The sequence below is a fragment of the Paenibacillus forsythiae T98 genome, from assembly GCF_000520735.1.
In the GTDB taxonomy this organism is placed as follows: domain Bacteria; phylum Bacillota; class Bacilli; order Paenibacillales; family Paenibacillaceae; genus Paenibacillus_AQ; species Paenibacillus_AQ forsythiae.
On record NZ_ASSC01000336.1, the window covers coordinates 1 to 3,802 of the forward strand.

Annotated in this window: 7 protein-coding genes; 2 read left to right on the forward strand and 5 right to left on the reverse strand. The window is 60.0% G+C overall.

The features are described 5' to 3' along the window. Positions 1-74 precede the first annotated feature (74 nt). Positions 75-272, reverse strand: coding sequence for a YwbE family protein (locus tag L692_RS0110960; protein ID WP_025699802.1), 198 nt, complete (start codon positions 270-272; stop codon positions 75-77). Between the two features lie 55 nt (positions 273-327). Here L692_RS0110960 and L692_RS0110965 point away from each other — a divergent pair, with 55 nt between their 5' ends. After that, positions 328-630: a hypothetical protein gene (locus L692_RS0110965; RefSeq protein WP_025699804.1), complete on the forward strand. Its 303-nt coding sequence runs from the start codon at positions 328-330 to the stop codon at positions 628-630. A 6-nt stretch (positions 631-636) separates the two neighbouring features. Here L692_RS0110965 and sdaAA read toward each other — a convergent pair whose 3' ends face one another. The 3 genes from sdaAA to L692_RS0110980 all read right to left on the reverse strand — a co-directional run bounded on the left by sdaAA (position 637) and on the right by L692_RS0110980 (position 2,800). After that, positions 637-1,515: an L-serine ammonia-lyase, iron-sulfur-dependent, subunit alpha gene (gene sdaAA, locus L692_RS0110970; protein WP_025699806.1), complete on the reverse strand. Its 879-nt coding sequence runs from the start codon at positions 1,513-1,515 to the stop codon at positions 637-639. After that, entirely contained in the window at positions 1,512-2,216 is a 705-nt protein-coding gene (sdaAB, locus tag L692_RS0110975) for an L-serine ammonia-lyase, iron-sulfur-dependent subunit beta (RefSeq protein WP_025699808.1), read from the reverse strand. The genes sdaAA and sdaAB overlap by 4 nt, the downstream gene beginning before the upstream one ends. Before the next feature lie 167 nt (positions 2,217-2,383). Beyond that, on the reverse strand, positions 2,384-2,800 hold the full coding sequence (locus L692_RS0110980) for a GNAT family N-acetyltransferase (RefSeq protein ID WP_036723213.1): 417 nt from the start codon (positions 2,798-2,800) through the stop codon (positions 2,384-2,386). Between the two features lie 268 nt (positions 2,801-3,068). On the opposite strand from L692_RS0110980, the gene L692_RS0110990 reads away from it, so the two are divergent. After that, complete coding sequence (locus L692_RS0110990; RefSeq protein ID WP_025699811.1) at positions 3,069-3,515, forward strand: hypothetical protein; 447 nt, start codon at positions 3,069-3,071, stop codon at positions 3,513-3,515. A 1-nt stretch (position 3,516) separates the two neighbouring features. Here the strand turns inward: L692_RS0110990 and L692_RS28450 are convergent. Next, on the reverse strand, positions 3,517-3,802 hold a 286-nt coding region (locus L692_RS28450), incomplete at its 5' end, for an ADP-dependent NAD(P)H-hydrate dehydratase (RefSeq protein WP_036723215.1).

Here is a 3,802-nt window from a genome sequence, read left to right on the forward strand (position 1 = left end):
ATGAATTTATGGGCAAATAATCATTGAAATATCTATATCTATCTTCGGATAACGCTTTGGCGGCTCCTTGCGCATCACGAACCCAAAATATGCTTGACCCGGCCCACCTGGCCGCTCGTCAGCCTTACCTTAATGCCGTGCGGATGGCGGGGCGAATTCGTCAAAATATCCTTGACCGTGCCCCGGGTCAGCTTGCCCGTGGCCTGGTCCTGTTTCAGCACGATATCCACCTCAAGACCCGGGCGGATATCCGCTCTGCTCTGTCCATTCATGAATTGTTCTCTTCCTTTCATAATAATTTTACATACAGACAAGGATGAACCAGCTATGGCTTTCGGCATCAAGCGAGAAGAACTGAACCGATGGAAACAAGCGGTCTCCGCAGGGGAGATCGCCTTCCTGACCCATTTTTGGCTCGACCCGAGGTTTCCCGGCATGACAACCGTGACCAAAGTCGGGTGCAGCGACCTGGTGCGCCTTGCCGACTGGTGCAGGGCCAACGGACTGCCGCCGCAGCGTATTCACAACCGGCCGCCGTTCCCCCATTTTGATCTGATCGGCCCAAGGCAGCCCGAAATCCTCAAGCAAGAGGGGCAGTGGGAGCAGCTCCGCCGCTTCCATCTGCTGTAATCCGCTCTATTTGCGGCGACGCAAATCCTCCATAATCTTGCGGCCGGTCGGCGTCTGGGCAAGCCCTCCGCCCGCCGTCTCGCGGTGCTGCGCCGGCATGGCCGAGCCCACCTCAAGCATGACTCTGATGACCTCGTCGGACGGAATGACGCTGCGCACTCCCGCCAGCGCCATGTCCGCCGCCGCCAGCGCGGTCACAGCGCCGAAGCCATTGCGGACGATGCAGGGGATTTCAACCAGTCCCCCGACCGGATCACAGATCAGCCCGAGCGTATTCTTCAGCGCTAGGCCCACGGCATGCACCGCCTGAGCCGGAGTGCCGCCGCGCAGCTCGGTCAGCGCCCCCGCCGCCATTCCGATCGCCGAGCCGACCTCGGCCTGGCAGCCGCCTTCGGCGCCGGAGACGAAGGAGTTATTGGCAATGACATACCCGATGGCTCCGGCGGCGAACAGACCGTATGTCATGTAATCATCATCCCAGCCGAAGCGCTCCTGGCCGCTCAGAAAGACGCCGGGAATAATGCCGCAGGAGCCGGCCGTCGGCGTAGCAATGATGCGTCCCATCGAGGCGTTCACCTCCGAGACGGCCAGCGCGTAGGCCATGGCCTGCCCGGCAGGTCCTCCAAGGCAGGATTCGTTCGCGTCATTATAGGCGCCGACACGCTGGGCATCGAGTCCCGTAAGTCCACTACGCGAAGTCGTATCTTCCTGCATTCCCCGCCGCACGGCCTCCTTCATCACCCCGTAATATTCCTTCATTTTGGCAAATTCATGTTCCTTGGACCGTCCGGATTCCGCGCTTTGTTCTTCCACCATCAGAGCGCCGATGCTTAAGGCCCGTTGTTCCGCCAGAACGGCGAGCTGGCTTAACGTTTGAAAATTCATAGGCTCCGCCCCTCCCCATTCTCTTCCTTCGGGCTTTCGTCCAGGTGGATCAGCTTCACCGACTTCACCGCCGGCAGCTCTTCCAGCTCGCGCAGCAGCTCCCGGGGCAGCACCTCATCCAGCTCCAGCACGGTCAGCGCCGCGCCGCTACGGTTCTTGCGGTCCAGGGACATATGTCCGATGTTGACCTGTCCCCGGCGCATTGTATCGGTTACGCTTGCCAGCACCCCAAGATAGTCCATATGATGAATCAGAACGGCCGGGTACATTCCGGACAGCTTGACGCTGAAGCCGTTGATATCGACAATTTCGATATTGCCGCCGCCGATGGATATGCCTGTAAGCTCCAGTTCTCCGGCGTTTCCGGTCAGCCGAAGCCGAACGGTATTGGGATGGGGGAATAACCCGGTGCCCTGCCGGAATGAAATTTCCATGCCGCTGCTTTCTGCGATTTCGATAGAGTCCGGCAGCCGCAGATCGTCGGTTGCAAAATCCAGCAGCCCCCCGGCAATCGCCCGGTCTGTGCCATGCCCCTGATATGTAGCCGCAAACGACCCGAAAAAGATAATCTCCGCCTTCCGCGGCATTTCCCCCAGCAGTTGCCTGGCCGCCCGGCCAATGCGAGCCGCGCCCGCCGTGTGGGAGCTTGATGGCCCGACCATCGCCGGCCCTATTATCGAAAATACATCCTTAAACCGCATGCTCAAGCCCCCGCCTTCTCCCAAATCTCACCATGCCGATTCCAGCTTCTCTCCGCTTTGTCCCTTTAGGAGCAAAGAGAATCATTGCCTAATCATTATACTTCAGCGGTGAAGGAACCCAAACTAGCAAGTCCCTCTCTCTGCAAAAAAAGCGGCCCGGGCCAGCATCAGGTGCTGTGTGAATACAGCAGAATGCCGTTCCTGAGCTCCCAGCCGATTCCGCTCCAGAACCGCTGCCCGTCACCATTGCTTTCAATGACCATCAGGTGGCATTTGGCGATACCCTCTGCGCGCAGCCGATCGAGGCAGCGGGCAACCAGCCCGCGTCCGATGCCTGTCCCCCGGTACCGGCTGTCTACAGCCACATGGTACAAAAAGCCGCGCCGCCCGTCATGCCCGCACAGCGCCGTACCGGCCAGTCCGCCGCCTTTCGCAATGCATACGTGGCTTAGGCCCCGGTTGCGCTCCAGAAAGCGGACAATCTCCTCCCGCGAATCCGCCGCACTGAGCCCCATGCCCTTGGTATTCTCCCACAGCCCATAGGCCGCGCTGTAATCTTCCTTCGTCATCTCTCTGTAGATCATGCTTCTCCCCCATTTTTCATGCAAATAATCCATTCCACGCTTTGCGAAGCGACCACCCGTTATTTCATAGCCAGCTCCCGGTAAAAAAGATGCGCCGCCTTATCATTCATTTCATGGATTTTCAATTCCATTTTCATTTTCATGCGCTTCGGTTCTCATACGTTCCGGGGCGGTCACCCTCTCTTGGGCGAATGCATAGAAATATACGAGAAACTGAGCCGCCCTGATAACGCAGAACTATATCCGATTTCGACAAAGGAGAGTTGGTATGAAACCTACCCACCCCGGGAACCTCCCATCCGTCCGCCTGACGGCGGGCATGTACGCGCTGAGCAAGCTGTCCGCCGCCGGTCTGACCTTCACGCTGCTGGGACTGCTCGCCCTTGCCGCGCCTCCTGCCGCGTCGGGCTGGCTGGCCTCGCCTGCGTACAATGTATACGCCTATGCCCTGACCGTCTCGCTGCTGGCCGACGGCCTGCTGAGACTGACGGGAACCGGACCTAGAGCCGTCATCATGGTCATATACGCCATCGCCGGGTTCGGCGCGGGCCTGTGGCTCGCTCATGACCAGGGCAGCGGCTGGGCAGCCAGCGCGTTCCCCGGAATCGCAGTGCTGCTCCTGTTCCGCCTGACCCAACTGGCCGGAGAGCGCCTTCCAGCCTTGCTGCCCGTGTTCGCCCTGTTCGTTCCCCTGCTCTGCCTGCGGCTGCTCTGAATCAGAGCGCCTCAATAATGTCCGAAGCGATAACCGACACCGGATCGCCCCGGAGGAGAGCCGCCCTTTCGCCCGCCAGCCCATGCAGATAGACTCCGAACACCGCTGCCTGAAAGCCGCTTAATCCCTGCGCCAGCAGACCGGCGATAATGCCGGTCAGGCAGTCGCCCGAGCCGCCGGTGGCCATCCCCGGATGCCCCGTCGTATTGACAACCAGACGTCCATCCGGCGAGGCAATGACCGTATGCGCCCCAGCAGCCCCCCGGCAATCGCCCGGTCTGTGCCAT